Source organism: Bacillus sp. LR--39 (assembly GCF_053613335.1).
This window is the reverse complement of the sequence record NZ_JBSIOT010000222.1, coordinates 1-1,255: the sequence shown is the minus strand read 5'-3', so window position 1 is coordinate 1,255 and position 1,255 is coordinate 1. Positions and strand designations below refer to the sequence as shown.

At 45.3% G+C, this 1,255-nt stretch carries 1 protein-coding gene; it reads left to right on the top strand.

Going from position 1 to position 1,255, the window contains the following annotated elements; genetic code table 11:
* Positions 1-1,255, top strand: a 1,255-nt coding sequence (gene phoR, locus ACWHAR_RS21980; protein WP_452087823.1) for a sensory box histidine kinase PhoR, incomplete at both ends; no start/stop codon positions are given.

Here is a 1,255-nt window from a genome sequence, read left to right as displayed (position 1 = left end):
GAGCGCATCCGTTATCGATACAGACGGTAAGGTGCTGTATGGGTCAAACGGTAGATCGGCTGATTCCCAAAAGGTGCAGGCGCTTGTTTCTGGCCATGAGGGTATTCTGTCAACAACAGATAACAAGCTTTATTACGGACTTTCACTTAGAAGCGAAGGTGAAAAAACAGGATATGTGCTGCTTTCCGCCTCTGAAAAAAGCGACGGCTTAAAAGGCGAATTGTGGGGGATGCTGACGGCCAGTCTTTGTACCGCATTTATCGTCATTGTTTATTTTTATTCCAGCATGACCTCACGTTATAAAAGGTCAATTGAGTCAGCGACAAATGTAGCCACAGAACTCTCTAAGGGCAACTACGATGCACGGACGTACGGCGGCTATATTAGGCGTTCTGATAAGCTAGGACATGCGATGAACAGCCTTGCCATTGATCTGATGGAAATGACGCGAACGCAGGAAATGCAGCGGGATCGGCTGCTGACAGTCATTGAAAACATTGGCTCCGGGCTGATTATGATCGACGGAAGAGGCTTTATTAATCTCGTAAACAGGTCTTACGCCAAGCAGTTTCATATCAATCCGAATCATATGCTGCGCCGTCTTTATCACGATGCATTTGAACATGAAGAAGTGATCCAGCTTGTCGAAGACATTTTTATGACGGAGACAAAGAAATGCAAGCTGTTAAGACTGCCGATCAAAATAGAACGGCGTTATTTTGAAGTGGACGGCGTTCCGATTATGGGGCCGGACGATGAATGGAAAGGAATTGTGCTTGTTTTCCATGACATGACGGAAACAAAGAAATTAGAGCAGATGAGGAAGGATTTTGTGGCCAATGTTTCTCATGAGCTGAAAACACCGATTACGTCCATAAAAGGGTTTACGGAGACGTTATTGGATGGGGCGATGGAAGACAAAGAGGCGCTTTCTGAATTTCTCTCTATTATTCTTAAGGAAAGCGAAAGGCTTCAGTCTTTGGTTCAGGATTTGCTCGATCTCTCAAAAATCGAGCAGCAAAATTTCACGCTCAGTATCGAAACGTTTGAGCCGGCCAAAATGCTTGTTGAGATTGAAACGCTTCTGAAGCATAAGGCGGATGAGAAAGGCATCTCCTTGCACCTGAATGTCCCGAAAGACCCTCAATATGTATCTGGTGACCCGTACAGGCTGAAACAGGTATTTCTTAATCTCGTAAACAATGCGTTAACCTACACGCCTGAGGGGGGATCCGTGGCTATCAATGTAAAGCCA